Source organism: Vannielia litorea, from assembly GCF_018424695.1.
Lineage (GTDB): Bacteria > Pseudomonadota > Alphaproteobacteria > Rhodobacterales > Rhodobacteraceae > Vannielia > Vannielia litorea_A.
Window position 1 is genome coordinate 1 of record NZ_QTNQ01000187.1, and the last position, 1,585, is coordinate 1,585.

Here is a 1,585-nt window from a genome sequence, read left to right on the forward strand (position 1 = left end):
CTGTCCGTCGTCAGGTGATTTGGAACACGAGCGCCTGATCTCGAACGGAGGGTCTGGCTCGTTGTGGTTTCAGTCTATGCCGTTGTCTGGCAGTGCAGCAAGCGCCGCTCCTCGATGGTCCTGGCTTTGATTTCATTTCGTCGTCGCAGGATGGCTTCGGCCCTGCCGAGATAGACATCGGCAGGGGTGAGGTTGCCGAGGCTCTCGTGGTAGCGGTGGTGGTTGTAGTGGTCGATGAAGTCGCCGATCGCCGCTTCCAAGGCGCCTGGTAGGTAGTAGTTCTCGAGCAGGACGCGGTTCTTGAGGGTCTGGTGCCAGCGCTCGATCTTGCCCTGGGTTTGCGGATGGCGCGGAGCACCGCGAACGTGATCCATGTCCTGGCTGGCCATCCAGTCGGCCAGCTCCCCGGAGATGTAACTGCTGCCGTCGCCAATGGTGCTCGAACCAGTGGCGCATCCATTGGCAACTCGCTGAGCAGCCGGGGCCGATGCGCAACCTTGGCACGGTCGCAGCCCGAGGCGACCAGGGCATCTTCCAGCGTCGCGGTCACGTCCGATGCCTTCATCGTCGTGCACAGCCGCCAGGCAATGAGCGAGCCGTTGTCCGCCATTGGTCCGAGGACAATGGCGAGCGCGGCTGTAATCATCGAGGATCGTCGACAGGTAGAACCACCCCCAGCCGACCACCTTGAAGTAGGTGAAGTCGGTCTGCCAAAGCTGGTTCGGCCGGGTCGTCTTCTCGTGGAACTCGTCGGCAGCTTTGATAACCACAAACGCCGGGCTCGTGATCAGGTCCTGTGCCTTCAAGAGCCTGTAAACGCTGGCTTCCGAGACGAAGTAGCGCTTCGTGTCCGTGAACCGCACCGCCAGTTCCCGCGGCGACAGCTCCGGCTCGTCGAGGGCCAGTTCGATGATCTCGTCACGCACGTTGTCCGGGATCCGGTTCCAGACCCGAGCTGGACGCGAGCGGCGGTCTTCCAGCCCGGCTTCGCCCAAGGTCAAATAACGATCATACCAACGGTAGAAGGTCGTCCTTGGGATGCCGAGGAGGTCCAGGGTCTGCTTGGCCGACAGGTGCGATTGTTCAACGGTTCGGATGATCTCAAGCGTCTCGGACGCAGGATAGCTCATTCCTCGAACTCCCCATCCCCGAGCATGCTTTTTTTGAGCAGGCGGTTCTCGAGCGTGAGGTCGGCGACGGCCTCTTTGAGAGCGACCGCCTCGTGCCGGAGCTCCTTGACCTCAGGGCTCGTCGCCTGCCGCGCCGTGTCGCCCGCGAGTCGCTTCTTGCCGGCCTCGAGGAACTCCTTCGACCAGCTGTAATACAGGCTCGTCGCGATCCCCTCGCGTCGGCACAACTCGGCAATGCTGTCTTCGCCGCGCAGGCCCTCCAGCACGATCCGGATCTTCTCCTCGGCCGAATGATGCTTCCTAGTGCGCCGCCGAATATCCTTCACGACCTTCTCGGCGGGCTCTTTCCGCGTTCCGGGTTTCTGTCTCATCTCCACTCCTTCGCGGTTACGATGAGCCAGAAACCCTCCGTTACGAAATCAAATCAGATGTTCCAAAGGTGCTGACGGGGGACA

The 1,585-nt window shown here is 61.6% G+C and carries 1 pseudogene; it reads right to left on the bottom strand.

The features are described from left to right. Window positions 1-74: 74 nt before the first annotated feature. Window positions 75-1,501: pseudogene (locus tag DYI42_RS23840) on the bottom strand (IS3 family transposase). Between the last annotated feature and the right edge of the window lie 84 nt (window positions 1,502-1,585).